This window comes from Fulvitalea axinellae, from assembly GCF_036492835.1.
Taxonomy (GTDB): Bacteria; Bacteroidota; Bacteroidia; order Cytophagales; family Cyclobacteriaceae; genus Fulvitalea; species Fulvitalea axinellae.
This window is the reverse complement of sequence record NZ_AP025314.1, coordinates 2076713-2101861: the sequence shown is the minus strand read 5'-3', so window position 1 is coordinate 2101861 and position 25149 is coordinate 2076713. Positions and strand designations below refer to the sequence as shown.

Below are 25149 nucleotides of genomic sequence, written 5' to 3'. Positions count from 1 at the left end.
CAAAAATCACTTTCGGGCTATTGAGCCGAATCCGCATCCAGCTTTAAGCGCTCTTCCCTGTTCGCGATTTCCCAAGCTGTCTGGAATACCAAGCGCGTTATTTTCGCCACTTTGTCACACTCAATCTTATCAGGAGTGTCCGAAGCTCTGTGGTAGTCGGCATGCGTTCCGTTGAAGTAGAAAATCACGGGAATGTCATTTTTCGCAAAATTGTAATGATCGGAACGATAGTAATATCTATTCGGATCTTTTTCGTCATTATACTTGTAATCCAATTTCAAATCACCGAAACGCTGGTTGACCTTCTCGCTAAGATTGTGCAAATCTTTTGAAAGTTTATCCGATCCGATCAGATAAACGTAATTCGGGTCGTTTTCGTAACGACTGTCCCTTCTGCCGATCATGTCGATATTAAGGTCGACAACAGTATTTTCAAGAGGGAAAACCGGATCGCTCACATAGTATTTCGAACCCAAAAGGCCTACTTCCTCAGCCGTCAAGGAAATAAACAAAACGCTCCTACGAGGCCCATGGCCGTCTTTTTTCGCTTTCGCAAAAGCATCGGCAAGCTCCAGAATAGCCGTAGTCCCAGTGGCGTTGTCATCCGCTCCGTTATACACCTCGCCGTCCTGAACGCCGATATGATCGTAATGGGCGGAGATAACGAGCAGTTCGTCCTTTTTGTCAGTTCCTTCCAGATACCCCAATACGTTTTCGGTTTGTACCGGCTCAATAGTTCTGGCGAACTTCACAGATACATGTCCCTTGATCTTGGCCAGCATTTTTCTTCTCTTTCTTTCCTTCTTTGCCATTAGCTTTTCCAATGACTTCTCGGAAAGTCCAAAAACATCCAAGAGCATATTTTTTCGGGCAAAGGCAATACCCATATCCTTACCCGGCTCCTTAGGCTTCGGCTTTTTGAATGACAACCTGGGGTGATCCATTATTGATTTCCGGTAACGGGAAATCATCGAATCCGTTAGTTCATCATTTTCCGAACCAACAACGACCAAGAGCTTAACACCTTTTTTATTCAAAGCCCTGGTCACTGTTCTCACCTCACGGGGATTGTCCTTGTCAGTCACGACAAACACCACTTTACCTTTCAGGTCCAATTCATCAGCCAAAGCATCTTCCTCCGTGCCCGCAAATACGCAATCGACGTCGGTTTTTTCATTCAGTTCTGGCAATGAAAAGAAGGCAAAATCCTCATAACCACCGTATGCCTTTTTGGAAGACTTTACAAATACTTCTCCCCAATCGAGTTTATACAACTCAAAACCCTGCTCATAAGGATTGTCCCCAGTCTTCACAGGACCTACCAATCCAAACTCCTTAAAATGGTTCTGGATATATTCAGCCGCCTTCTTCTGCCCTTTTTCTCCGGTATATCGCCCTACGTATTCATCCGAAGCCAAAGTGAAAACGTGCTTTTTCACATCTTCGGCAGATATTCGCTTGGCATAGGACAATCTTACTGAATCTGAAGTAACGCCAGTTTGGGAATAGGCGCTTCCAATGCTCAGCGCACAAAAAACCAGGGCTAAAGCTTTCTTCATGTTTTCGCAGTTTAGGTTGATATTACTGATTGGGTAAGTGTCGTTGCTTATTGGTTAGTTTTCTCCTCTTTAATCTTGTGTTCGATAAATCCTTTCACATGCTCCGCACCAATTTTTCTGGCAATTATCTTCCGGTCTCGGTCCAATATGTAAATTATAGGAGTGGTCTTAAGGTCATAATGCTTCCTGAAGTTGCTTTGAACATACGGATCCGCCGCGTTCACCCAGTTCATCCCCAACTCATCGATGTAATTTTTCCATTTTTTCATATCCGTAACCACCGTCACGGCCATCACTTCCACACCCAAATCTTTCAACCCGTTGTTATAGGCCTTCAACAACTTCGGAGATTCCTTTTTGCAATGCCCACAGTCAGGATCATAGAAATACAACACTACATAGTCCTGAGGGATTTGCTCCAAAAACACCGGAGTATTCAACGTGGAATCGAGTAAATGGAGCTCTGGAGCCACCGCTCCGATAAGATTTGGCCTTAGGTCCTCCGCTCTTTCCCTAACCTTTTTCACCGTAGCTTCCGAAGCCCATGAAGGCGTATCAACCAAAAGGTGTTTATCGGCCAATTTCACGAAACCGCTCTCAGCGCCCATAATATTTGAGCGCAGAAAGTCATTAAGGGCCCAGAACAGGAAATGTCTGTAGTTGGCTTGGGAAGCTCTCGACAATGCGAGTATTCGTTCAGCGGAGGCATAAATGGAATCGGGGTGCTGATAAGTATATTTCTTAAGATAAGACTCCACTTTCTTCATCCCCATCGGATTTCTAAGAAAAGAAGGGCTCGACAAATCCAGATTGTCGAAGTAATGCTTTTTGTAATACCTAAACCTCTTGATTTCGTCAGCCTTCTTGATGTCGTCGGGAAATTCGACAGGCAAAACAAGCCTTACCAATTCTGAAACAATCGCTTTAGGATGCTTCTCCAAAAGATTCCGCTGATACTCGCTAACCTCATCGTTAAGCTTCGAAAGCTCACCTTGCAGCGTTTCGCTTGCGGCCTTGTCTTCTTTCACATCGGCCAAGCCCTCTTCAAGTACTTTTTTCTCGGCATTTTTCTCTACAATAAAACCTTGGTACTCTTTAAACAGCTGGTTTTCGACGGACCCCTCTACTTTGAGACTCCCCAGTAAGTCCTCATTTTTTGTCGAAAACGAGAACTCCCTACCCTCATCGCCTACCACAAATTCCAAATACAAATCCGGCGCTTTGTGATGGAAAAAGTAAACCCCCGGCTGTAATACAGTCGTATCGCTTTTAAAGCGAGCAATATTCAGATCACCAACTTTAGCGGTATCTAGTATATAGGATTTCGATGCGTAGTGATAGCCTATATACACTTCATCGGCCTGTAGCCCTTCCACTTTCAGGCGAATATCATAACCTTTACGCTCATTGGGTTGCGCCTCCGCAAACAGCGAAAACGTCATTAACAGCAAAAAGAAGAATGTTCTCATCATAATTTCACTTTAGCTCTCCAGTACTCCGTCGGTATTTCCTAAACGCAAAACTCCAGAAAAATTGACTGCGGGAAATCTCCCTCGTTTAATCTGGACAAGATAACCGCCGGACTTCAAAGCTTCGCACTCTATTTTGTTAAGATAAACCTAAATACAAAAAAGCTCCAAATCCAATCAACTTGCTTAGTCAAGCATAAACATCCACAAAATGTATTTTAGCCCAACTATCCCAAACCAAATATCACAATTTATCACATGGAACGTTTAATTTTCTAAAAAAACTTAACGCCAATGCTTCTCCTAAAAACGAATCCCAAACATTGGGAATTGGAAGTGGCGATGAAAATCAACAAAACAGAAGAAAAAAGCCGTTATGAAAATGTGAAATTTTAAGCAAAAAAATAGAGAGGAACCCGGAAGCTCCTCTCACACTCTATCTCAATCACCCAAACGAATTATCTTTATCACTCTACGGCTTTGGCATTTACACTAAAGCCACTATTAAAGTTACTTAGTTTCATATAGCTACTGTCTGGCGAGAAACTTATCCTCCAACCCTCTTCGTCACCTCCCAAGCCGTTTGGCTCCTGAGCGGCGTCACGCAAACTGTTCAGTATATTATTCTCATTCTCTTCCAACGGGGAAAAGCCTGAGATTGTGATCAGCTGATCAGGCAATACTTTGAAACTGCCTTCGGAAGAATAATCTTCATTATTCATCAACACTTTTCTGTCAGTCCTAAACACAAGAACCGCACCTTTATATTCAGAAGCTTTTTTAAATTCCTCGCCTTCCTTAGTCACTTCCTTGATTTCCCAACCCTTGTCAGCCAACATCAGTTCATCCGCATGATGGCTTAGATTCACTTTGTTGAGAACCGTGTTGTCCGGCATCGCTGACATTCCGTCATTATCGTCGGAGCAACCGACCAAGACTAGGGGAATCGAAAGTACCAGCGCGAAGAATGTTCCGGTAAGATAGCTCTTCATCTTTTTTTGTTATGTTTCTTCTCACAACAACAAGCTTGGCGCATTGTTCCAAAGCCACGCACAAATAAGTGCTTATTTTACCGGAAAAAATTCTACGCATAGATTTTGTGGCCAAACAGGCCGAAACCGGGGCTAATAATTCAGCCTTTGCGGGCAAATTCGTAACTTCGGTCTATTCTCTAACCATATACGAATACTCTAATGGCACAAATCCTAGACGGCAAACTGACATCGAAAAAGCTTAAGGAACAAATCGCAGTGGAAGTGGCGGATTGGGTAGCCAACGGCGGAAAAAAGCCTCACTTGGCAGCCATCCTTGTGGGTTCCGACGGCGCTAGCCAAACTTATGTAGCCAGCAAAGTGAAAGCCTGTGGCATGGTCGGCTTCGACTCCACTTTGCGCACCTTCGATGAAACCGTAAGCGAAGAAGAACTCTTGGCCGAAGTGGAAAGCATCAACGCAAACCCGGACATCGACGGGCTGATCGTTCAACTTCCGTTGCCAAAGCATATTTCCGTTGAAAAAGTAACCCAACGCATCCTACCGGAAAAAGACGTGGACGGCTTCCACCCCGTAAACGTAGGGCGAATGGTGAAAAACGAGCCCGCTTACATTGCGGCCACTCCATTCGGCATAATGAAGCTTCTTGAGGAATACAAAGTCGAAACTTCAGGCAAGCACTGCGTGGTTATCGGCAGAAGCGATATTGTCGGAACTCCGATGAGCATCCTGCTGTCGAGAAAAGGTTATCCGGGCGACTGCACCGTTACCTTGACCCACAGCCGCACGAAAGACCTTGCGTACCACACCCGCCAAGCCGACATTATTGTAGCGGCCTTGGGCTGGCCAGAATTCCTTAAAGCTGATATGGTGAAGGAAGGCGCTGTTATTATCGACGTCGGTATTACCCGTGTGGAAGATGCCAACAGCAAAAGAGGTTACGTCCTGAAAGGCGATGTCAAATTTGACGAAGTCGCTGAAAAGTCATCGTTCATCACGCCAGTACCAGGCGGAGTTGGGCCAATGACAATCGCTTCTTTGCTGTACAACACATTTTTGAGCGCAAAAGGCGAAATCTATCCGAAACAGGAAGCCAAGCTGTAATAGCGAAAAAATTGATAAAAAACGGGCGGAGTGATTCGCCCGTTTTTTATTCCCCTGCCTTTAGGCGAAAACCAAGGCCGTGTACATTTTCGATCAACACCGAAGGGTCGGCTTTCAAATGTTTTCTTAGCTTGGAGAGGTGAACATCAAGACTTCTTCCCAAAAAATAATCATCACGCCCCCAAACACCTTCCAGTATTTCGGTTCTAGAAACCACCTTCCCCATTTTTTTGCTTAAGATTTTGAGAACTTCGCATTCCTTCCCCGTTAATTTCATTTGCTCCTCCCCCAATTCCAAAACCCTGTCCAAAGGCAAAAAAGTCAAATTACCGAGCTTAAACTTGTCTTTGCCGGAATTTGACGATCCGCTTCGTTTTAAAAAAACCCTCATACGGAGAATCAATTCCTCCATGTCAAACGGCTTGGTTATATAATCGTCCGCTCCTAATCGTAAGCCTTTCAAACGGTCCTCCTGTATCGATTTGGCTGTCAAAAATATTATCGGCACTTCTGTATTCGTATTTCTCAACCTTTCGGCCAAGCCAAAACCGTCAAGCTTAGGCAACATCACGTCAAAAACACAAATATCGAACTCGTTCGTGCGCAATTCTTCCCATGCCTGTTCCCCATCCGCTTTCCTAATGACATCAAAACCCTCGATCTGAAGGTTGTCGGCGACAAGGAACGCAAGATCTTCATCGTCCTCAACCAACAGGACTTTCGGCTTTTTGCCTTTTAGCATAATCGTATCCTTTTATTTTCAATATCACTTTTGTCCCCACTCCCAATTCGCTGTCCAACCGAATATCCCAGCCATGGGACTCGCAAACTTTGGACACGTAATACAAACCCAAACCGAAGCCTTTAACATTGTGAATATTACCCGTGGGAACCCTGAAAAACTTTCTGAATATCTTCTTCCTGAACGCAGGGGCAATGCCTATTCCGGAATCTTTTATCGTAAGCTCAACCACTCCGGAGCGGGCTTTTACGCTAACCACTACGTCTGGAGCTCCATCTGAGTATTTAATTGCATTGTCAACCAAATTGGTCACGGCATTCACAAAATGGCTTTTGTCTACAGAAACCGACACTTCACGGTCCGCCCCTTTAAACTCCAGCGTTCCTCCCGCCACTTTGGCCTTCACCGACGCTTGCTCACAGATATCCGCCAAGGTTTCGTTAAGACGAATTTTCTCGGGCGAAACCGGAAACTCATTCTTCTCCAGCTTCGCAAGGCTCAAGATATGCTCGGCATGATTGGCAAGACGCTCATTTTGCTTTTTCAAAACACTAACATACTTACTCAACCTATCGTCATTCCGAACTCCGTCATGCCCTTCCAGCACATCAGCTACTATTTTTACGGAAGCGACAGGCGTTTTCAGTTCATGCGCCAAATTATTGACAAACTCGATTTGGGTTGCCGACAATTTTTCCTGCCTGATAATCAACAAAACCGCCAAGATCAACAAAACGACAAAAAGGACCATACCTCCGCTAATCATCAGCAAAGTCTCGAACATACCGGAAAGTGACGCCGGCATTTCTTTCACCTTGAGTTCAAGGTAATATTGGCCATCGGAGTGGAGTGTATCCGCCGCCTCATTCTCCTGCGAAAAAGTTTCGAGCCCCAAACTGTCTCCTTGGCAATCGTAAAGACGGTATTCGTACGAAAATTCCGGATCAATCAATCCGAATTCCTCATGCATCACAAAATCCAGAAACTCAGGGTCAGGCACTCCTTCCAACTGCACATGAAACTTGCCCTCGCTATTTCTTCTAACGCCATTGGCTGACACGCCTTTTCCTCCCGCTTCGTTTTGCCGAGCCACAACTTTCACCAAAGCTCCGGTAACAGCCTGCCCGAATTTGTTTTCCTCGACCCTGATCGCCGATCCGATCCAAAAAGCCTGGAAAACCAACACGACAAAGGCCAACAACACGCCAAATACAAGTGCGATTCGCGTATATCTTTGATTCATGGATTCATTCTAATAAAAAAAATCCCGTCAAGGGGATTTTTAACAAAAGATTAACGAAATCAAGGCCTTATTTCATCCAGCAACAAGCTTCTGAGTTGCGGGCGCCAGCGGTTATAGTTTTTGGAGACGACATAAAACACAAAACGTCTCACCAAGTCTCCGTGCTCAGGCTTCTTTTGCAGAAATTTCCGAAGAAGAACAGGATCAAGCTTTCCGTCCATCAAAATCTTCGGAAGAGCCTTACCCAAAATAGTGACAGAGTCCAATCGGCTTTCCCGCCCTTTGTCTGGAACAGGTCCAGCGACAGAGAAGCTTTCGATCTCCACTTGCCACCAATACGACAAGCCTCCATCTTTTTTCTTCCCGACCTTTTTTTTCTTTTTTGATGACTTTACCTCAGCCTCCGGTTTTCCAGATAGTTCTTCTAACAACTCCCGGTCTTCCACTCCCCTAATTCCGCGCTGTTTGGCAAATTCGACAAAGGAATCGCAACTGTCCCTAACAAATGTCGGCTTGTCTTTCCCAAAAAGTAACGCCGACTTTTCGCCGATCTCCGCATCAGAGGCCACCAAATCCCGCAAATAATAACGTGTAGCCATAACTACGGAATCATCAGTTCCTGGCACCGACTCCCTGAAGTATTCCAAAAGTTCCTCGACTCCGAAAATCCTTCCTTTTTCCTCAGTAGAATTATAAAACCTAGCGCCGGCAATATCCAAATAGCTCATATCGTATCTCGATCAACTCCAAAACCCAAAACATTGCCCAAACCAATAGGCTAGGCTAAACTCTCCTTCTTTAATTTAAGATTGAAAATAGTTACGAATCAATGAATTTCAAAGATAGCCTACACTAATCAGGTTCCTCACTTTCTTCTGCTTATATAGGTGGTTAGGCTAAAAACAAGTTTGGGGCTTGAAACTTACCTTGAAAAACCAAACACCGTCTTATAGAATTGAAGATAGTGCTTCAATTTATATCCACGAATCGGGGTTCTAAACAATTCAAAGCGGTTTCTCCCCACATTACTGCCCGCCTTTGTCATCACCGCCCAATCATATCCCGATTTTTGGGCTACGTCCATAACCTCTTCATTATAATTCCCAAAAGGATAAGCAATAGAGTAAACTCTTTTTCCGAGCACTTCTTCAAGAATTTTTTTGGATTCAATCAGTTCAGTCTCTACAACTTCCTTCGTTTTTCTTGCTAAATGGACATGATTAACACAGTGCGAGCCTATTTCAATCCCCTCCTTTGTCAGTTCCCGCAACTCTTCCTTAGTCAGTAAATCTATAGGTGTTTTGTTAGAGCTTTCTTCAAAAACAACATCTTTTTGACCTATCTCCCCAGCGACAACATACACAACAGCAGGCACAGAGTATTTTCTTAAAATTGGCATGGCATTCTTAAGAAAACAGTTTGAGCCATCGTCAAAAGTCAGCACCACATTCTTTCTATTTTTATCAAGGCCTTGGTTACTGATTTCTTCAAACGTAGTGAAGTTATACCCTTTTTTAGTCAGGTGTTTAACATGAAACTCAAACTGACTCGGAGTCGTAAACAACCCTTTTATTTTAGCGTCCTTCTTTGGCTTGGCTATTTGATGATACATCAAAACCCTCAACTCACCTTCATTACGATCTGTTACCATATAAGTCTAACCTTGAATAAATTTAAAACCACACATTATTCTTACGACACCGCCTTATTGATTGGGTTTGTTGAAGGTAAAACATAGAAAATCCAGTAGAAATCGGTTTTCAAAACATTGACGCTTTTGAGGCAAACAAAGCCTAAACTAAATCTCGCCACTTACACTTCCCTCAAAATTCACTAAACAAAAAAGTGAATTCTTTCCCATCAAAAAAGCAAGGGTTTTGGTTTCACGTCGCACCCTTATTTAAAAGCAAATTTAGGACTCGTGAAGAAAGAAACAAATAAAGGGCTCCTGTATGAAGCCCCCTTGCCTCAAGCAAGAAATCGAATCAGGGCTTTCACCACATATCTCAAAACCTTTCTAACTACAATTACTCTATAATCATAAAGCCATAATATTTGCTTTTCTTCACAAAACAAAAAAGGCGAGCCACTGGCTCACCTTCTTCTGGATAGGGAGAACTTATTTGATCGAGTAGGTTTCCCTAATGTCGAAAAACACCATAGCGAATATGAGGGGGGTGCCTTTCTAGAGTTTTGATTGATTGTTGACCGGCCTTTTGATTTCGAGCTAATTGCAACGACAATATGGTAGTGCCGATATTATTGCCTAAATTTAGATTGGAAGATTAAAATCTAGCAACAGAACAAATTAAATCAAATTGACCCTCGCCATCAAATTGATAATCTTGATAAGTCAATAGATTTAAGCTATTCACAAATACGATGAACATTACTTTAGCCCAACTGGAATACATCGTTTCCGTAGACACTTACCGCCACTTCGTTACCGCCGCGGAAAAATGCTTTGTCACTCAACCGACACTGAGCATGCAGATCAAAAAACTTGAGGATGTGCTCGGCGTGGTGGTTTTTGACCGAAACAAACAGCCTATTGTCCCGACGGAGGCCGGCGCCGCCATTATTGCGCAAGCGCGCAAAGTGATCAACGACGCCCGCAAGATCGACGACATCATCATGAACTTCAAGGAGCAGGTTTCGGGAACGCTTAGGCTGGGCATCATCCCGACTTTGGCCCCATACGCTTTGCCCTATTTCGTCGGACGATTCATCAACAAACACCCCAACGTGAAGCTTGAGGTAAAAGAGTTGATGACGCACCAGATTCTTGACGCTCTTCGTCGCGACACAATCGACCTCGGACTTCTGGTTACTCCGCTTTCGGGGAAAGAATGGGTTGAAATTCCGCTGTTTTACGAAGAGTTCAAACTCTATGTAAACGAGAAGCACAAACTGATCGGCAAAAACAAGGTGGACATCGAAGAGATCGACACAGAGGAGCTTTGGCTGTTGGCCGAAGGCCATTGTTTCAGAAACCAGGTGATCAACCTTTGTCCTTCGAACACGAATGTAGGCAAGCACTCCAATTTCCAATATGAAAGTGGGTCCTTGGAAACATTGAAAAAAATCGTCGACACGGAAGGTGGCTCTACTCTCCTTCCCGACTTGGCCACTACCGATATTCGAAGGCATCACCCGGAACGCCTTAAACCAATCGGCTCAATACATCCGTTCAGGGAAGTCAGCCTGATCCATAACAAGAATTTCGCTAAAACGAAACTTCTGGATTTGTTGATCAACACTATAAAAACCACCATTCCGAACCGAATGCTCCAGATGGAACAAGGTGAAATCATAGAATGGGAAAAATAACAAAAGCGACTTCGCTTAAATCTTTTGCGTAAAACCAAGAAAGCGCGACCGGAGCCAGTCGCGCTTTCTTTATTTATTAGGTCTCTACATAAATCACGAAGCCGCGTGGCTCTTCAAAACCGTAGAAACTTCGATGCTAACTTCCGGCCATAGTTTAGTAACCCCGTCTTTTCCAGCGTGGAGTTTTTCGCAGGCCTTGTTCAACGAATTTACGGCCTCTTGTCCGCTAAACTCGTTCAAGTCCAAAACACTTTTTAAGCTTACGCTCGCTCCTTCCACTTTGTAAGTGGCTTTCACGTCTTTGCTTACGCCGTTCAGCGTCAGGCTGACCATCGCTTGTCCGTCGTCTTCCAGTGAGACGATTTTCCCAACGATATTTTCGGTGTCGGTCATCGCTCCGAAGAAAAACTTGATGATTTTCTCATCGCGCATCGCCAACTTGGTGTTCGTGCCCGAAACAGGGATAGTGAACTCTACGTTCCTGATAACTTCTTTCGGGTCTTGGGATTTCACGGCACCAGTCACGGTCGCCTTGTTAAACGAACCGCCCACTCCCACTTTGTCCGTAGTCTTGTACGCCGTCCAATTGATCTTTGTCGCCGAAGCGTCATATTCGTAAAGGAAAGCCGAGGCGTCCTCCACATTGGCTTCCACAACGGTCGCCTGTTCTTTGCCTTCAGTTTTTGTGGTCGATTTTTTTGCCGAACAAGAGCTCATCAAGGCCACGCCTACGATGGCTAGCGAAAAAAGGGTCCTTTTCATTTTATATCGGAATTTGTTGGTTGATAGTCAATCTCTTTTGGAAACGGCCAAACCAAACGCGATCAGTATTAGCGCATTTCACTTTGCGTTTCAATCTGAAATATAAACTATTGTCGTCACTCTCGACATAATTCTTACTATTTTATGTTCTTATTCGCTCATAGTCAAAATTGATCTGGACAAGCCTCACGACCGCTTTCTTCCAAAATCTTTTCCCAAAACTATCTTAGGAAAACGGTCAGTGTTTGCTAAATTTGAAGGCTATCGAATTCGGAGAGCAACCATTAAACAGCTTCCGAATACTATTCTAAACCTGACCACAATCCAACGCATGCGGGCATTCCAATCCGTAGAAAACCTGCTCAGAGAGCTTGGCGGAAAACGCGAGCGGCTACTGATAGATTACGTCTTCAAGCACCGCGAGGCGACTTTCGACACTCTCGTACACTTGGCCGAAGGCGACATCCGGCTGGTCAACAGCCTGGTGGCCAAAAGCGTATTCGCCAAAACCGGGGAAACCGTTTTCCTTGACGAAAGGCTCCGGACTTTCTTCGATCGCTTTTTGGGCATCAACGAGGAAATCCAAAACTACGAGATCGACGAGCGGATAGGCGCCATGCGCCGCAACATCCGCATGTTTATGCTCGAAGACAACTGGGCCGAAAAGGAACGCATTCTCGAAAAGCTCAAAAACTCGCTAAACGGCCTCGGCCGGGTGGTCAAGCGCAACGTTATCGAGCTTTCCAAACGCGTACAGCACGATTATAAAACCGAGGAAAACCTCAAGGTCAAACGCCTCAAAATCGAGGAACACGACGAAAAAGCCAGAAAGCTTCGCCAACTCATCGCCTCGATCGAGGACGTGTTGGACAACAAAACTTTCCTGCAGGAGGCCAACGATCCTATGCTCCGCAAAATGGTGACCGACCTGCGCTACGAATATCTGCGCGACGCGAAAACCAACTTGCGGGAATTGCACCACGAAATCGTCAGCTACCTGAACCGTTTCGAATTCCTTCAGGAATATTTCAAAAAACTCCAGACAATCCGCAGGCACAAGAAACTTTTCGAATTGGAAAAGCGGACCAATGTGGAGGAATTGATCAAGGACAACAACACCCTGATTTTCGAGCCGCGAATACTGATGCCCGCCAATCCGTCGCTGGAATTTATGGCTTCGGACGACGGCCAAGACATGGTCCGGAAAGTATCCGAAAAAGTGGAGCACCGCTGGCGCAAACGCCTCCGCAAATCGGAATCGATCGGCGGGGATATGCTGGATACCGATCCGGTGACCGAATCCCGGATCAACTACGCCAAGATCCGCGACCTGTTTTTCGAAAGCGGAACGGACCTGTTCAGCTTTATCGTCAATTACGAATTCGAACAGGAAGTTGACCTTGAGCAAAGAGTCGCCGCGTTTTGCAAAGTGGCTTTGCTCTACGAAGACGAGATGGATTTCACCGGCCATGTGGAGGTTTACGAAAAGGTACGCCACGCCGTGATTCTCCCTTTGAAAAAGAAACGCAAAACGAAAAAGCCAGCGATGGCCGAGGCGCATTAACCCGACCCCAAGCATGAAAGACCAATTGCAAAAACATATAGCCCCGGTTTTCGAACTGCTCAGCCGGGGAAACTTCCTGAGCGAAAACAGCGGAAAGCACGACCAAAGGCGCCTGCACGGCATCGTGAAGGAAAATTTCGAATTCTTCCACGAATATTTCTCCGCCCTAAACTTCAGGCTGGAACCCCACGCCGAGAGCTCGTTTTTCTACTTCTCGCGGGTGGACACCCGCTACAACCTTGAGCAGAAGCTCATGAAGTTTTACGATTATATCGATCTGCTGGCCTTCTTCTCAGACTATAGCGTAGCGTTTGGCGAAGGGTACCGCTTCAGCGTTTCTGACCTTGAGCAAAAATGCAAGGCCGACACCAACCTGAGCGAACAGCTGAAAGCCTTGGTGCAGGAGGAGCTTCCTTTTATCGAAAGGGTGCGCAAAGTGGTGAAAACCATGACCGACCGCGGCTTTTTCGAATGCGAGGACGAAGACCGGCAAGATTACAAAGTCCTCTCCTCTTACCGTTACCTCCAAGAGCTCGTTCAACATATCGACATTGAGATCCACGATGAAAAGACACCTGAATAGAATCGTCATGATCAACAGCGCCTCGGTTCCCTACGGCGAGGTGGAACTTGACGGCAACATACACTTTGTAGGATCAAACGGATTCGGAAAAACCACGGTCTTGCGGGCCATCCTGTTTTTCTACAATCCAAGCGTCGACAAGCGGGCGCTAGGTATTCGCGAAGACCAAAAATCGTTTTCCGGCTACTACTTCGCCGAGGACGGCTCCTATATGCTTTACGAAGTGAATATGGAAACGGGGCCGTATACGATCATCGTTTATAAAAAAGGCGGAAAATTGCATTTTCGCTTTATCGACTCGCCATACGACAAAAACCTTTTCCTCACGGACTACAAAGCCGATTCGCAAGAAAAAATCTGGAAACGACTTGAGGAAAAAGGCATCAACTTCTCTGACGAACTGCAACGCTACGCCGATTTCCGCAACGTGCTTTACGGAAGTACCGGCAACAAAGCGCTGAAGAAATACAGTATTTTCCAGACCAAAGAAGGGATCAACAAAAGGCGGACGGCCAATATTCCGCAGTTGATTTCAAATATTTTCCGGACATCGAAACTCGATTCCAGACATATCAAGAAGTCGATTATCGACGCCGTATTCGAGCAGGACATTCGTCCGCTTGACCTTTCCACTCTGGAACGCCAACTGGCCAAATTCCGTGTCGATTACCGCGATATGGACGCCTATGAGCAAAACGAGGACTTGGCCAAGGAGATTCTGGCTATGAACGACCGTTCCGAAACATTGGCAACGGAAATGAACCAAAGCGCAGGACGCTTGGGCCTCGCGCTGAAAAACGTTACGGCTAGGCTTGATTTCTTGGAAAAAGACATCGAACACCGCAAGGCCGAGATCGATAAGGAGGAAGCCCGCCTAAAGGAAAGCGAAAAGAGTTTTACGGAGAAAAAAGACGAACTGAACGCCGAAATCGCGGTCCTCAAACGCGACCTTGACGAGATAACGAGGCTGAAAGAGCAATACAAAGGCCGGAACATCGATGAGGCTTTGCGCAGGGTCGAGAACAAGTCCATGCTGGAACAAGAGCTCGAACGACTGAAAAAAGACCTGCAAGACGCCACTGGCGACATCGACGACGTAAGACAGCTTTACAAGAACAAGCACGAGCGTCTGGACATCGAAAAAAGCCGGGCCGAGCGGGAATTTGAGGACCGGGCCTCTGTCATAAAGAACGCCTTTTCGGAGGATGTGGCCAAAGCGAATTCCGAAGCGGAAAACAGAAAGCAAAGACTGGACGAATCCGTAGCCGAAGACCGTCAGGACTTGGGGGAGCAACTGGACGAGGCCAAAGAGGCCGTTTCCAAAAGCCGTTACGACCTGAAGGATTTTGAGCGGGACAAAGCCCAAAGTCCGGAAAAGGATTCGATCAAAAAGAAAATACAGGAAGCGAAGCAGTTTCTGGTAAAATCGGCGCACGCCATTAAGCTGAAAGAGCAGGTTATAAAGTCTGAGGAAACGGCTTACGGCCTTAGTCTGGATAACTTGGAACAACGCTTCGAAAGCGCCAGAAAAGCTTTGGCCCAAAAAGCCGAGAAGCTGGAAAAGGAATTAGCCGAAGCTCAAAAGCGCCAAGAAAATTATAAAGGCTCCCTACTCGAATTCCTCAACGAGGCGAAACCGGGCTGGAAGTCTGACTTGGGCAAAATATGCCGTCCGGAAATCCTTTACAAAAAAGACCTAAACCCACAGGTTTCCGACGAATCACAAACCGTTTTCGGCGTTACGCTGGATTTGGAAAAAGTGGAGCAAAGCCACGAGGATTTCGAAAACCTGACCGAAAAGGTAAACGCCCTTACCGACACGCTTGAAAAGACAAAACGCAAGATTGACGCTTTGGCTTCCGAAAGGGAAAAAGAGCTGGCCGAACTTCGCGAAAAATACCAAGCGCCAGTAGCCGAGGCTAAAAGGGAGATCGAGAAAATCCGTTTGGAACGGGAAAAATCCGAACAACAAGCCAAGGAATTGGAACTGGAATTGGATAGCCTTTCGGCGAAGTTGGAACGGGAAAAAGTAGGCCTGAAAAAGGAGTTGCTGGACCAATTGGCTTTGGACCAAGAGCGGGAACAAATGGCCAAAAACCGTTTGACCGCACTGACGGCCAAACTCAGAAAAGGCTACGAAGACGCCGACGAAAGGAAAGCCAAACAGCGAGAAGAAGCGAAAAATGCGCGGGTTTCGGCCTTGGCCGAACTGGAAAACGCGAAAGCCGAAACCTTAAAAAAGCTGGCTTCGGAAAAAGAGGCTATTCAGGAAGAATTCGAAAACCTGCTTGACGGCAAAGGTTTCGATCCCGAAAAAATCAGGGAAAAAGAAGCCCGAGTCAACCAGCTTTCGGAAGAATTGCGATTGATCCGTGACGATTCGGAGAAGCTTGTCGAACAATATTTCTACAACAAGGAAAGGCTTTTCGATAAGGAAGACAGCTTCCGTTCACGCCTTGACGAAGTGTCCAAAAAACTGATGGACACGAACGTGGCCAACGAAGAGAAAAACCGTTCAGCAAACAAAAAACTGGACGCCAACAAAGAAAAACTCTTCGCTCTGCACCATGAGCGCAACGAATTCAGCGTGGCGATTACGCAAGATTACGAGGAATTCAAACAATCCGGCCTCGGGGCTTACGAAAGGCTTCGTGAGCAGATAGAGAACGTAGAAGGCGAAAACAGCTCGGAGACGGATATCAAAGGCCTTATCCGGCTTATCACCAGCCACTACAACCACCTGAGCGTAACGGTGGCCGAAATGCAGAAGAAAATCCATAAGTTCACCGGATTCTTCAGCCAAGGCAATTTCCTGAATTTCCCGACATCGAAACAGTTCGAAACCGACACCGATTTCGGACGGTTCGTGCGTGGCAGGCTACGGCCGTTTATCGAGAATGAGTCGATACGGCAGGCCCGGACACAGCTGGAAAAAATGCATTCGGAGCTGATCGCCGATATCGCTCATGACATCAAGGATTTCTCAAGCAAAACTTCCGAGATTTCCTCCACGATAAAACAGCTTAACAAGGATTTCAAGAGCACGAACTTCGTCGGAGTTGTGAAGAACATCCAGCTTGACTACCGGGAAAATAACCTCGGAATTGTCAATATTCTGAAACGCGTAAAACGTTTCGCCGAGGAGAATAACTACAGCGCCCAAGCCGATTTCTTCAAGCAGAACAGAAGTCAGGAAATCGACCAGGCGTCCGTAAAGCTTCTGAACAAGCTGAAAAACGCCATCGACAACGAGCGGAAAAAAACGGTTTCCGTGGAGGACACCTTCAACCTGTGGTTCCGTATCGAGGAAAACAACAACGATACGGGCTGGGTGGAAAAACTCAGCAACGTAGGCTCGGAAGGCACCGACGTTTTGGTGAAGGCGATGATCTATATTACGCTCCTGAACGTATTCAAAGTAAACGCTTTCAAAGCCGACGACAGCTACCTGATCCACTGTATGATTGACGAGGTCGGAAAACTTTCGGACCGATACCTGCGGGAACTGATCGAATATACTAACAGCAAAAATATCCGCCTGATCTTCGGTTCGCCAAACGAAAACGATCCGCTGATTTACCAACACGTCTACAAACTCCACCGCCAAAGCGGAAAAGTGCGCATTGTGGAATTAGTGGGCGAAGCGAGCTAAAAATCATCGGCCCAAAACAAAAAAAGGACAAGCCCGAAACCGAGCTTGTCCTTTTTCATTTTCAGGCGTTTCCTCAAATATCGCCCTTATAAAGCGGGTTTGGTTTTGTAGGCACTCTCGCCCTTACTTTCTTGCGCCAGTCACGCATCATTTTGCTCATTTTCCTCACCATTTTCGGTTTTGCCTCAGCGAGGTTGTACTTTTCTCCTTCGTCTTGCCTCAGGTTATAAAGTTCCAGCTTTCCATCCTCAAAAAACTCGATCAGCTTGTAATCTCCATAACGTACCGAGGCCGCCGGAGTAGTCCGGAAATTCATTCCCTTTTTATAACCTTGGAGATAAACCGGGAAGTGCCAATACAAAGCACGCTTCTCTATCTTCCCTTTTTGCTTCAACAACGGAGACAGATCCACGCCGTCAATGTCATATTTCTTCAGCGACACACCCGCCGAGGCCAGCATAGTCGGGAAGAAATCGGCGCCCATAACCGGCGTATCGCATCGGCTTCCTTTCTTGATATGCTTCGGCCACTTTACGATCAGCGGCTCTTTTACTCCGCCTTCGTAGAGCATCCCTTTGCTACCGCGCATCGGGCTCATATCGGTATAGACTCCGTGCCCGCCGTTGTCGGAAAAGAAGATAACCATCGTATTTTCTTCCATGCCTTGGTCTTTCAGCACTTTCAGAACCCTACCGATATTCATATCGGCGTTTTCCACCATCGCCGCATAACCGGGATGTTTGTGGATTTCGCCTTTTTTCTTCGCCTTGTATTTGCTGATCAGGTTTTTTGGAGGATGAATCGGCGTGTGCACCGCATATTGGCTCAAATAAAGGAAAAACGGCTTGTCCCTTTTCTTTTTGATGAAACCTATAGCCTCGTCCGTCAGCCGGTCGGTCAGATATTCCCCTTTGGGTCCGTCCTCCAAATGCGACAACCTGTACGGGCTATAATAAGTACTTGGCGAACCGCGATGGCTTCCGCCTGCGTTGAAATCGAAACCCTGGGTAAGCGGGTCCTTTCCTACGTGCCATTTCCCGACCTGCCCTGTTTCGTAACCCGCATTGCGCATGGCTTGGGCTATTGTCACAGCGTCCTTTCTCAGTGATTTTTTATTCGGGATAGGAACGATTTTCCTCTTCGAAGCATCTCCCCTTTCCGAACTGTTCACGGTCAGGATTCCGTGACGGGGCGTATATTGCCCTGTAACAATAGAGGCCCGCGACGGTGCGCAGTTTGGAGCGTTAGCGTAAGCGTTGCTGAAGAACATTCCCTCGGAGGCCAACTTATCGATATTGGGCGTTTCGTAAAAATCACTTCCCAAAAAGCCCAAATCGTTTCGCCCCATGTCATCCAGAAGGATAAACACAATATTGGGCCTTGACGGATCTGACTCCGCCCTCAACGAGCCTTGCTTTACCGTCAGCAAGAACAACAAGCCTGCGGCCAGCATCTTTTTCGATCTGCAAAAGGTGTTAGAAAACATAAAAATCAATTTAGTGACCCGACAAATAAAAGTGATTACAAAAAAAGCCTTTGGGCAAAATGATGTGTGTTTTCGGATTTATCAACCAATGGACAATAGTCGGCGTTATCAAGACAAATTTGACATTTTGGGCTGTAGGAACCCATAAAAAATATTGCGTTTCTGTACCGAATCCCTCAATTTTTTTTAATAAACGAGTGAAGAAGAAAGCATCATTTTTTTATAAATCAAAAAAAACATTTCGTATAACGAAGGAAACAAACATTCAAAACACACTCATTTTCAGCAAAATAGACATTAATTAAAAAGAAATAGCTTTAATCGGCCCAAATTCTCTTTTTTCCCAAAAACCGAATAGAGCCAATGCGTAATGAAAGCCCCAAAAAAGCGATTCTATTAGAACCTGATTTATCTATATTGCTTTCAGATCAAATAGATTTCTATGTTTAGTACGGATGATTCTTTATTGGAGCTCGAAAAAGAAGAGCTCTGGCTGGTCGACGAAAACGTTCCTGTTGGACTCTTTTTTACAGATGACAGCGACGATGTTTTGGACGAGGTCCATGACATTCTACAAGACTAGCCGTTTTTTGGTGAGGCGGACCGCGAAGGCCGGTAACACTACTTCATCAAAAATGTCCCACCCTCTAGGTATGAAAGAAGCCGTGGTCCCACGGCTTCTTTTAATTTTTATAGGCTAGTGTTCGTTCCCTGTCGAAACTACCGGAGTGGCTTCTTTATCCGAACAAAGAACAACCATCAGGTTGCCCACCATCCGGGCTTTCTGCTCCTCGCTAAGCTTTACATTTTTGTCGTCCGACAATTTTTCCAGCGCCATCTCCACCATTCCCACAGCCCCTTCCACAATCTTTGTCCGGGCGGCCACAACCGCCGACGCCTGCTGACGACGGAGCATCGCACCGGCGATTTCTGAAGCGTAAGCCAAGTAGCCTATGCGGGCCTCAATCACGTTTATTCCGGCAATTTTAAGCCTTTCGGAAAGTTCCGCTTCCAAGGCGTGGTTCACCTCATTCACTCCCGAACGTAAGGTTATCTGCGCTTCGTGGTCCTCAAGATTATCGTAAGGGTAAAGCCCAGCCAATTTCCGGACGGCGGCATCGCACTGCACATTTACAAAAGCATTATAATCATCTACGTCAAAGGCTGCCCTGTAAGTGTCTTTCACTTGCCAAACGAGAATCACGCTTATCAGAATCGGGTTACCGATTTTGTCGTTTACCTTCACCCGGTCGCTATCGAAATTGCGGGCTTTGAGCGAAATTTTGAATCTGGAATAAAATGGGTTTACCCAATAGAATCCATTATTCTTCACCGTTCCTGTGTATTTTCCAAACAGCGTCATTACTGCGGAGCCATTAGGGTTTACCACCAGAAAACCTCCCAGTAAAAAGATGAAGACAATTGCGCTGATCACACCTAGCAAAACACTGCCCGTCTTTACCGCAAACCCTCCCACAACCAATATGATAAGCTCTACAAAGAGCATTAGGTATCCATTGGCCGGTACAAACGATTTTTCCTGCGACATAATTTTAAGTTTTGGTCCAGTTTTTCAGTACCAAATCCGAACCAAGATTGTCCCAAAGAAAGAAACCGCCCCAAAAGGGCGGTTCTTGCAACTCAAATAAAGGTCTTTGACCGTTACACTTTGATCATTTTCTTCAATCCCCATTCCAGAGGACAGAATTTGGTAATCGACGACTGAAACAGGTTCAACCCGACAAAGGCGGTAAAGTAGTACCAATTAGGGCTGTGGAAGTGGGCCATGGTCAAGCTCAGCAATATAAAACTGCCAGCTACGGCCCTGATTATTCTCTCTATCATGGTCTTTGTGTTTAAGTTTGCGAAATCCTGAAAGGAATCAAATTACGTTTTGCCAACATCCGGCGTTATACGCCTCCACTCCGTTTGACTTGAGAACACCCAAAGCCTTGGACGCCCGGCCACCGGAAAGGCAACACAAAACCACAGGTTTATTCCAAGATTTGATCTCCACTACTTTGCCTATAAGGTCAGTGAGCGGAATATTCACGGACCCAGGGGCATTTCCGGCCTGAAACTCACCCTTGGTCCGTACATCGACCACTACGGCGCCTTTTTCCTCCACCAATTTCTTCATTTCCGCATGCGAAGGCCCTCCGAACATAGATTTTAATACGTTTAACATATCTATTCCCTTTAATATTTTTGAACTGTATAACTATGGCGTTTTCAACGTTCAGCAATCAACCCTACTCATGCATTATGTTAAATAGAGTTGATTCCTAAAAATTGACTTTAAAATCACGAATTCAACGATTCCGCTTCTTGGTTTACATTTTCTTCCTTCGACTTCCCATTCCCCTTTTTACCTTTTTCGGTCATATAATAAATCAGCGGAACGATCAACAATGTCAAAGCCGTGGAAGCGATGGAACCGCCCATCAGAGAAATAGCTAAGCCTTGGAAAATTGGATCGAAGAGAATTACGAACGCTCCGATAACAACCGTTCCGGCCGTAAGAAGAATCGGGGTTGTACGTACTGCGCCGGCTTCCACCACCGCGTCGTGTAGGTTGGCACCTTCGTCCAGTCTTAGGTTGATAAAGTCGATCAGCAAGACGGAATTCCGAACCATAATCCCTGCCAAGGCAATCATACCGATCATGGACGTGGCGGTAAAGAAGGCGTCAAGCATCCAGTGTCCCACCAAAATACCAACCATGGAAAGCGGAATGGCAACCATCATCACCATCGGAACTTTGAAGTCTTGGAACCATCCGATAATCAGCATATAAATGATGATCAGAACTACGGCGAAGGCCGCTCCCAGATCCCGGAATACTTCGTAAGTGATAAACCACTCGCCATCCCACGATACCGAGAAATCATCGGAGTGCTCTGGCTGACCGGTGAAGTTCTGCTCCAAACTATAGCCCGCGGGCACGTTGATCTCACCGATTTTGTCTTTCACATCCATAATGGCGTAAACCGGACTTTCAAGATCGCCGGCCACTTCGGCCATCACGTACACCACTCGCCTTTGGTTTTTGCGATAAATGCTTTTGTCCTGATTTTGCTCCTTAACTTCGGCCACATCCCCTATCGGCACCATATATCCGTTCGGCGACATCACGGAAAGGCTTCTGAGGCTCTCAAGGCTGGAACGGTCCTCTTCGCTGAGGCGAACCATAATGTTCACGCCTTCCTTTTCCTCTTCCTTATAAAGCCTGCCCGCCGGCATTCCGCCCAACGCAAGTCCCATGGCATTCACCACTTGTTCGGAGCTAATACCGTGTCGGCTGGCTTTGCGCCTGTCAAGCACGAATTTGTATTCCCGCTGGTTGTCTTCGACCATCCAGTCCACGTCCACAATTCCCTCGGCGTTATCGAAAACGTCTTTTATGTCTTTGGCTATCCTCGTTTGCTCTTCGAGATTCGGGCCATACACTTCGGCTACCAAAGTCGAGATTACGGGAGGTCCGGGAGGAACTTCCACCACTTTCACATTGGCTCCGAGTTTCTTCCCAAGTTCGGCCAATGCCGGGCGAACGGCTTTCGCTATATCGTGGCTTTGGAGGCTTCTTTCCGATTTATCGATAAGGTTAACCTGAATATCCGCCACATTGGAACCTCTGCGGAAATCGTAATGGCGAACAAGGCCGTTAAAGTTGATCGGCGCCGCCGTGCCCACATAAGTCTGGACGTTCATCACTGTCTGTTCCTCTTTCAGGAAATCCGCCAGTTCAGATGTCACCGCCGCCGTGCGTTCCAAGGTTGTTCCCTCGGGCATATCGACGATCACCTGGAATTCGTTCTTATTATCGAACGGCAACATTTTCACGGCCACCATTTTGAAATAAAACAGCGACATGGAGCCGAAAAGCAGGAATGACGTTCCGCCGATAAACGCCCAACGTTTCCAAGGCGTCTCGATCATCGGGTTCATCATTTTGGCGTAAAGCCTATAGACGAAAGTGGTTTTGAGATCAAATTCCTTATCCTTCTTATCCGCTTCGAATTTGATCAGGCGATAAGCCAAATACGGTGTCACCATCAAAGCGACCAAAAGAGAGAACATCATGGCGAAGGAGGCGCCGATCGGCATCGGGCTCATATACGGGCCCATCAGTCCGGAAACGAAAACCATCGGCAATACCGCCGCGATAACGGTGAACGTGGCCAGAATCGTAGGGTTACCAACTTCGTTGATCGACTCGATCGCCGCTTTGAACTTGGAGGTTTTCCGCATTTTGAAATGGCGGTGCATATTCTCGGCGATGATAATCGAATCGTCGACCACAATACCGGTTACGAAAACCAAAGCGAAAAGCGTAATCCTGTTCAGGGTGTAACCCAAAAGGTAATAAGTGAGCAGAGTCAAAGCGAAGGTAACGGGAACCGAAAGAAACACAACCAAACCGCCACGCCAGCCCATGGCCAAAGCCACCACGAAGGTTACGGCGATAATGGAACCGATCAGGTGAAGCAAAAGCTCGCTTACTTTGTGTGAAGCCGTTTCGCCATAGTTTCTGGTAACTGAAACCTTGACCTCTTCAGGCAACAATTCTGGACGCAAACGGTCCACTTTCGCCATAATCTTGTCGGCGATTTTCATGGCGTCGGCGCCTTGGCGTTTCGCCACCGAAATAGTGACTGCCGGATAATCCCCGATAATTTCCTGCCCCGAAGCTTTTCCGCTACCGAAGCTTACGTATTGTGTCGGCTCGCCGGGACCGTCTTTTATCTCGGCCACTTGCTTCAGATAAACCGGGCTTTGGCCCGAAATTCCCACCACAAGATTTTCCAAATCCTCGGCCTCGCTCAGAAAAGCGCCGGTCTCCACCAAAAACTCACGGTCATTGGAGTCGAAAGCGCCGGAAGCCATTTGGTTATTACCCGACTTTATTGAGCCAACCACGGCCAAAGGATCGATTCCGTAAGCGCCGAGCTTTTCACGGTCAAGCTCCACGCGGAGCTGGCGAGTTCTGCCACCCACTATTTTTGTTGTGGAAACATCGGACACGGTCTTTATTTCGCTGTCCAACTCTCCCGCCATACGGCGAAGATCATAATCGTCGTATTTGTCGCTCCAAAGCGTGAGCGCCAGCATCGGCACATCGTCGATCGAACGCAATTTCACCAAAGGCATGCTTACGCCTTGGGGGAATTGGTCCATGTTGCGCATCATTTCGTTGTACATTTTCACGAAACTCAACTCAACGTTCTCGCCTACATAGAAGCGGACAACGAGCATGGCCTGCCCGGGCATCGAGGTCGAATAAACGTACTCGACGCCGGGGACATTGCTCAGGTATTTTTCCAAAGGCCTTACGACTCTACTTTCCATTTCCTCGGGGCTGGCGCCGGGATATCTCAGCAAGATATCCGCAATCGGCACGTCGATTTGAGGCTCCTCTTCCCTCGGGGTAAGAAACGAAGCGTATGTGCCTATCGCCAAGAAAGCGATCATCAGCAAGGGTGTCAGTTTCGAATTGATCAGCCCTTGGGCGATTTTTCCCGCAAATCCGGTTTTCATATCCTAATGATTTAAATCCAAACCAGTTTCCTACTTCTTAAAACTTGACGGGCTGTCCGTCACGCAAGCGGTTTTTCGAACCTGTCACGATTTTCTCTCCCGCCTTCAAGCCTGACAAAACCTCCACGGAAGCGCCCACTTTCTTGCCGAGCCTTAGCCAGCGCAGTTTTGCTTTTCCGGCCTTGGAAACCGTATAAATTCCGGTGAGCTGACCTCGTTTCACCAAATATTTCTCGGGAACAAGAAGCTTTGAATTTCCTTTTCCAGACAAATCAAGATAGGCGTGCATACCGCTCCTGAGTTGCGCAGACTCATCAACCGGGCGGACATCCACTTCGTATTGGGCTCCGGAATAAGCGCTGGAAACATTCAGGCGATGAATTTTGGCGGGAATCTCTTTGCCTAAAGCGTCGACTCTGATAGTGGCGTCGGCGCCTTCGGCTACGCTTGCCAAGTCGCTTTCGGGCACCAAGGCCACAAGTTTGTAATCGCCTTCGGCCTCCACAGCCACTACCGGCATTCCGGGCGTGGCCATATCGCCTTGGCTCATGAATTTCTTGGTAACATAGCCATCAAAAGGCGAGCGCAAGGTGGCGTAAGCCAAAGTCTGGTTGATCTCGACCAAGCCTTGCTTCGCCGCTTCAAGATTCGCCGACATGGCGTTGTAGGCGTTTGTTATATCATCCAACTCCTTGTCCGTAGCGCTCTTTTTGGCATGTAGGCGCCCTACTCTCTCATAATCCTTTTTGATATTGGCGAAGGCCGATTCGGCTTGTTTCAACCCAGCTTTGGCTTGCTCTTTTTTGGCCAAAAGATCTTTGCTGTCCACTCTGACGAGCAATTGTCCCTTTTTGATTTTCTGCCCTTCTTCCACCGGAAAATCAAGTACCCGGCCCATCAGCTTAGTGCTCAGACGGGTTTCGCGAACGGCTTTTACAATTCCGGAGAAGCTTTTCGGGCTTCCGGCGTCACTCATTTCGGCAGTGACAACCGAGACTTTGACGGCGGGAACCGCGTTTCCATTTTCCTGTTTTTCGGAAGAACAAGACGCCAACGAAAGAAGGATGCCGGCCGTGAATATTTTTAAAGTCGAGATCTTCATGGATCTGTATTTTTGTGTTTATC

At 46.6% G+C, this 25149-nt stretch carries 20 protein-coding genes; 6 read left to right on the top strand and 14 right to left on the bottom strand.

The annotated features are described in order from the left end of the window. Positions 1–17 precede the first annotated feature (17 nt). From AABK39_RS08345 to AABK39_RS08335, 3 genes are all read right to left on the bottom strand, one after another. Positions 18–1559: a M28 family peptidase gene (locus AABK39_RS08345; RefSeq protein ID WP_338394471.1), complete on the bottom strand. Its 1542-nt coding sequence runs from the start codon at positions 1557–1559 to the stop codon at positions 18–20. Positions 1560–1606: 47 nt separating this feature from the next. After that, entirely contained in the window at positions 1607–3031 is a 1425-nt protein-coding gene (locus tag AABK39_RS08340) for a thioredoxin-like domain-containing protein (RefSeq protein ID WP_338394470.1), read from the bottom strand. A 464-nt stretch (positions 3032–3495) separates the two neighbouring features. Beyond that, a complete protein-coding gene (locus AABK39_RS08335) occupies positions 3496–4020 on the bottom strand; it encodes a hypothetical protein (protein ID WP_338394469.1) in 525 nt (174 codons plus the stop codon). A 201-nt stretch (positions 4021–4221) separates the two neighbouring features. Here AABK39_RS08335 and AABK39_RS08330 point away from each other — a divergent pair, with 201 nt between their 5' ends. Next, positions 4222–5124 (top strand): bifunctional 5,10-methylenetetrahydrofolate dehydrogenase/5,10-methenyltetrahydrofolate cyclohydrolase, encoded by a 903-nt coding sequence (locus AABK39_RS08330; RefSeq protein WP_338394468.1) that lies wholly within the window; start codon positions 4222–4224, stop codon positions 5122–5124. Positions 5125–5170: 46 nt separating this feature from the next. Here the strand turns inward: AABK39_RS08330 and AABK39_RS08325 are convergent, their stop codons facing one another. The 4 genes from AABK39_RS08325 to AABK39_RS08310 all read right to left on the bottom strand — a co-directional run bounded on the left by AABK39_RS08325 (position 5171) and on the right by AABK39_RS08310 (position 8760). Next, a complete protein-coding gene (locus AABK39_RS08325; protein WP_338394467.1) occupies positions 5171–5866 on the bottom strand; it encodes a response regulator transcription factor in 696 nt (231 codons plus the stop codon). Next, entirely contained in the window at positions 5829–7109 is a 1281-nt protein-coding gene (locus AABK39_RS08320; protein WP_338394466.1) for a sensor histidine kinase, read from the bottom strand. Before AABK39_RS08320 ends, AABK39_RS08325 begins: the two co-directional genes overlap by 38 nt. 59 nt (positions 7110–7168) lie before the next feature. Beyond that, complete coding sequence (locus AABK39_RS08315) at positions 7169–7837, bottom strand: hypothetical protein (protein WP_338394465.1); 669 nt, start codon at positions 7835–7837, stop codon at positions 7169–7171. A 194-nt stretch (positions 7838–8031) separates the two neighbouring features. Further along, positions 8032–8760 carry a polysaccharide deacetylase family protein gene (locus tag AABK39_RS08310; protein ID WP_338394464.1) on the bottom strand — a complete coding sequence of 243 codons (729 nt, stop codon included), beginning with the start codon at positions 8758–8760 and terminating at the stop codon, positions 8032–8034. Positions 8761–9491: 731 nt separating this feature from the next. On the opposite strand from AABK39_RS08310, the gene AABK39_RS08305 reads away from it, so the two are divergent. After that, a complete protein-coding gene (locus AABK39_RS08305; RefSeq protein ID WP_338394463.1) occupies positions 9492–10439 on the top strand; it encodes a hydrogen peroxide-inducible genes activator in 948 nt (315 codons plus the stop codon). A 93-nt stretch (positions 10440–10532) separates the two neighbouring features. Here the strand turns inward: AABK39_RS08305 and AABK39_RS08300 are convergent, their stop codons facing one another. Next, positions 10533–11201: a YceI family protein gene (locus AABK39_RS08300; protein WP_338394462.1), complete on the bottom strand. Its 669-nt coding sequence runs from the start codon at positions 11199–11201 to the stop codon at positions 10533–10535. A 241-nt stretch (positions 11202–11442) separates the two neighbouring features. Here AABK39_RS08300 and AABK39_RS08295 point away from each other — a divergent pair, with 241 nt between their 5' ends. Genes AABK39_RS08295 through AABK39_RS08285 form a run of 3 tightly spaced genes read left to right on the top strand, consistent with a single transcriptional unit; the run spans position 11443 to position 17000 of the window. Beyond that, positions 11443–12765, top strand: coding sequence for a hypothetical protein (locus AABK39_RS08295; protein ID WP_338394461.1), 1323 nt, complete (start codon positions 11443–11445; stop codon positions 12763–12765). Positions 12766–12778: 13 nt separating this feature from the next. Next, positions 12779–13348, top strand: coding sequence for a condensin complex protein MksE (locus AABK39_RS08290; RefSeq protein ID WP_338394460.1), 570 nt, complete (start codon positions 12779–12781; stop codon positions 13346–13348). Further along, on the top strand, positions 13329–17000 hold the full coding sequence (locus AABK39_RS08285) for an ATP-binding protein (RefSeq protein WP_338394459.1): 3672 nt from the start codon (positions 13329–13331) through the stop codon (positions 16998–17000). Before AABK39_RS08290 ends, AABK39_RS08285 begins: the two co-directional genes overlap by 20 nt. Positions 17001–17073: 73 nt before the next feature. On the opposite strand, the gene AABK39_RS08280 is transcribed toward AABK39_RS08285, so the two are convergent. After that, a complete protein-coding gene (locus tag AABK39_RS08280) occupies positions 17074–18486 on the bottom strand; it encodes a sulfatase (RefSeq protein ID WP_338394458.1) in 1413 nt (470 codons plus the stop codon). Positions 18487–18928: 442 nt separating this feature from the next. On the opposite strand from AABK39_RS08280, the gene AABK39_RS08275 reads away from it, so the two are divergent. Then, on the top strand, positions 18929–19069 hold the full coding sequence (locus tag AABK39_RS08275) for a hypothetical protein (RefSeq protein WP_338394457.1): 141 nt from the start codon (positions 18929–18931) through the stop codon (positions 19067–19069). A gap of 114 nt (positions 19070–19183) precedes the next feature. On the opposite strand, the gene AABK39_RS08270 is transcribed toward AABK39_RS08275, so the two are convergent. The 5 genes from AABK39_RS08270 to AABK39_RS08250 all read right to left on the bottom strand — a co-directional run bounded on the left by AABK39_RS08270 (position 19184) and on the right by AABK39_RS08250 (position 25126). Continuing rightward, positions 19184–20035, bottom strand: coding sequence for an SPFH domain-containing protein (locus AABK39_RS08270; protein WP_338394456.1), 852 nt, complete (start codon positions 20033–20035; stop codon positions 19184–19186). A 113-nt stretch (positions 20036–20148) separates the two neighbouring features. Next, positions 20149–20331, bottom strand: a complete 183-nt coding sequence (locus tag AABK39_RS08265) for a YgaP family membrane protein (RefSeq protein ID WP_338394455.1) — start codon at positions 20329–20331, stop codon at positions 20149–20151. Between the two features lie 37 nt (positions 20332–20368). Continuing rightward, positions 20369–20674, bottom strand: coding sequence for a rhodanese-like domain-containing protein (locus AABK39_RS08260; protein WP_338394454.1), 306 nt, complete (start codon positions 20672–20674; stop codon positions 20369–20371). A 116-nt stretch (positions 20675–20790) separates the two neighbouring features. Continuing rightward, positions 20791–24024 carry an efflux RND transporter permease subunit gene (locus tag AABK39_RS08255; RefSeq protein WP_338394453.1) on the bottom strand — a complete coding sequence of 1078 codons (3234 nt, stop codon included), beginning with the start codon at positions 24022–24024 and terminating at the stop codon, positions 20791–20793. A 37-nt stretch (positions 24025–24061) separates the two neighbouring features. Further along, the gene (locus AABK39_RS08250; protein WP_338394452.1) at positions 24062–25126 is read right to left on the bottom strand and encodes an efflux RND transporter periplasmic adaptor subunit; all 1065 of its coding nucleotides are present in this window, start codon (positions 25124–25126) and stop codon (positions 24062–24064) included. Positions 25127–25149 lie beyond the last annotated feature (23 nt).

Coding starts and splice junctions, on each gene's coding strand:
- AABK39_RS08345 (WP_338394471.1), bottom strand. CDS start 1,559: ATGAAGAAAGCTTTAGCCCTGGTTTTTTGTGCGCTGAGCATTGGAAGC.
- AABK39_RS08340 (WP_338394470.1), bottom strand. CDS start 3,031: ATGATGAGAACATTCTTCTTTTTGCTGTTAATGACGTTTTCGCTGTTT.
- AABK39_RS08335 (WP_338394469.1), bottom strand. CDS start 4,020: ATGAAGAGCTATCTTACCGGAACATTCTTCGCGCTGGTACTTTCGATT.
- AABK39_RS08330 (WP_338394468.1), top strand. CDS start 4,222: ATGGCACAAATCCTAGACGGCAAACTGACATCGAAAAAGCTTAAGGAA.
- AABK39_RS08325 (WP_338394467.1), bottom strand. CDS start 5,866: ATGCTAAAAGGCAAAAAGCCGAAAGTCCTGTTGGTTGAGGACGATGAA.
- AABK39_RS08320 (WP_338394466.1), bottom strand. CDS start 7,109: ATGAATCAAAGATATACGCGAATCGCACTTGTATTTGGCGTGTTGTTG.
- AABK39_RS08315 (WP_338394465.1), bottom strand. CDS start 7,837: ATGAGCTATTTGGATATTGCCGGCGCTAGGTTTTATAATTCTACTGAG.
- AABK39_RS08310 (WP_338394464.1), bottom strand. CDS start 8,760: ATGGTAACAGATCGTAATGAAGGTGAGTTGAGGGTTTTGATGTATCAT.
- AABK39_RS08305 (WP_338394463.1), top strand. CDS start 9,492: ATGAACATTACTTTAGCCCAACTGGAATACATCGTTTCCGTAGACACT.
- AABK39_RS08300 (WP_338394462.1), bottom strand. CDS start 11,201: ATGAAAAGGACCCTTTTTTCGCTAGCCATCGTAGGCGTGGCCTTGATG.
- AABK39_RS08290 (WP_338394460.1), top strand. CDS start 12,779: ATGAAAGACCAATTGCAAAAACATATAGCCCCGGTTTTCGAACTGCTC.
- AABK39_RS08285 (WP_338394459.1), top strand. CDS start 13,329: ATGAAAAGACACCTGAATAGAATCGTCATGATCAACAGCGCCTCGGTT.
- AABK39_RS08280 (WP_338394458.1), bottom strand. CDS start 18,486: ATGTTTTCTAACACCTTTTGCAGATCGAAAAAGATGCTGGCCGCAGGC.
- AABK39_RS08275 (WP_338394457.1), top strand. CDS start 18,929: ATGTTTAGTACGGATGATTCTTTATTGGAGCTCGAAAAAGAAGAGCTC.
- AABK39_RS08270 (WP_338394456.1), bottom strand. CDS start 20,035: ATGTCGCAGGAAAAATCGTTTGTACCGGCCAATGGATACCTAATGCTC.
- AABK39_RS08265 (WP_338394455.1), bottom strand. CDS start 20,331: ATGATAGAGAGAATAATCAGGGCCGTAGCTGGCAGTTTTATATTGCTG.
- AABK39_RS08260 (WP_338394454.1), bottom strand. CDS start 20,674: ATGTTAAACGTATTAAAATCTATGTTCGGAGGGCCTTCGCATGCGGAA.
- AABK39_RS08255 (WP_338394453.1), bottom strand. CDS start 24,024: ATGAAAACCGGATTTGCGGGAAAAATCGCCCAAGGGCTGATCAATTCG.
- AABK39_RS08250 (WP_338394452.1), bottom strand. CDS start 25,126: ATGAAGATCTCGACTTTAAAAATATTCACGGCCGGCATCCTTCTTTCG.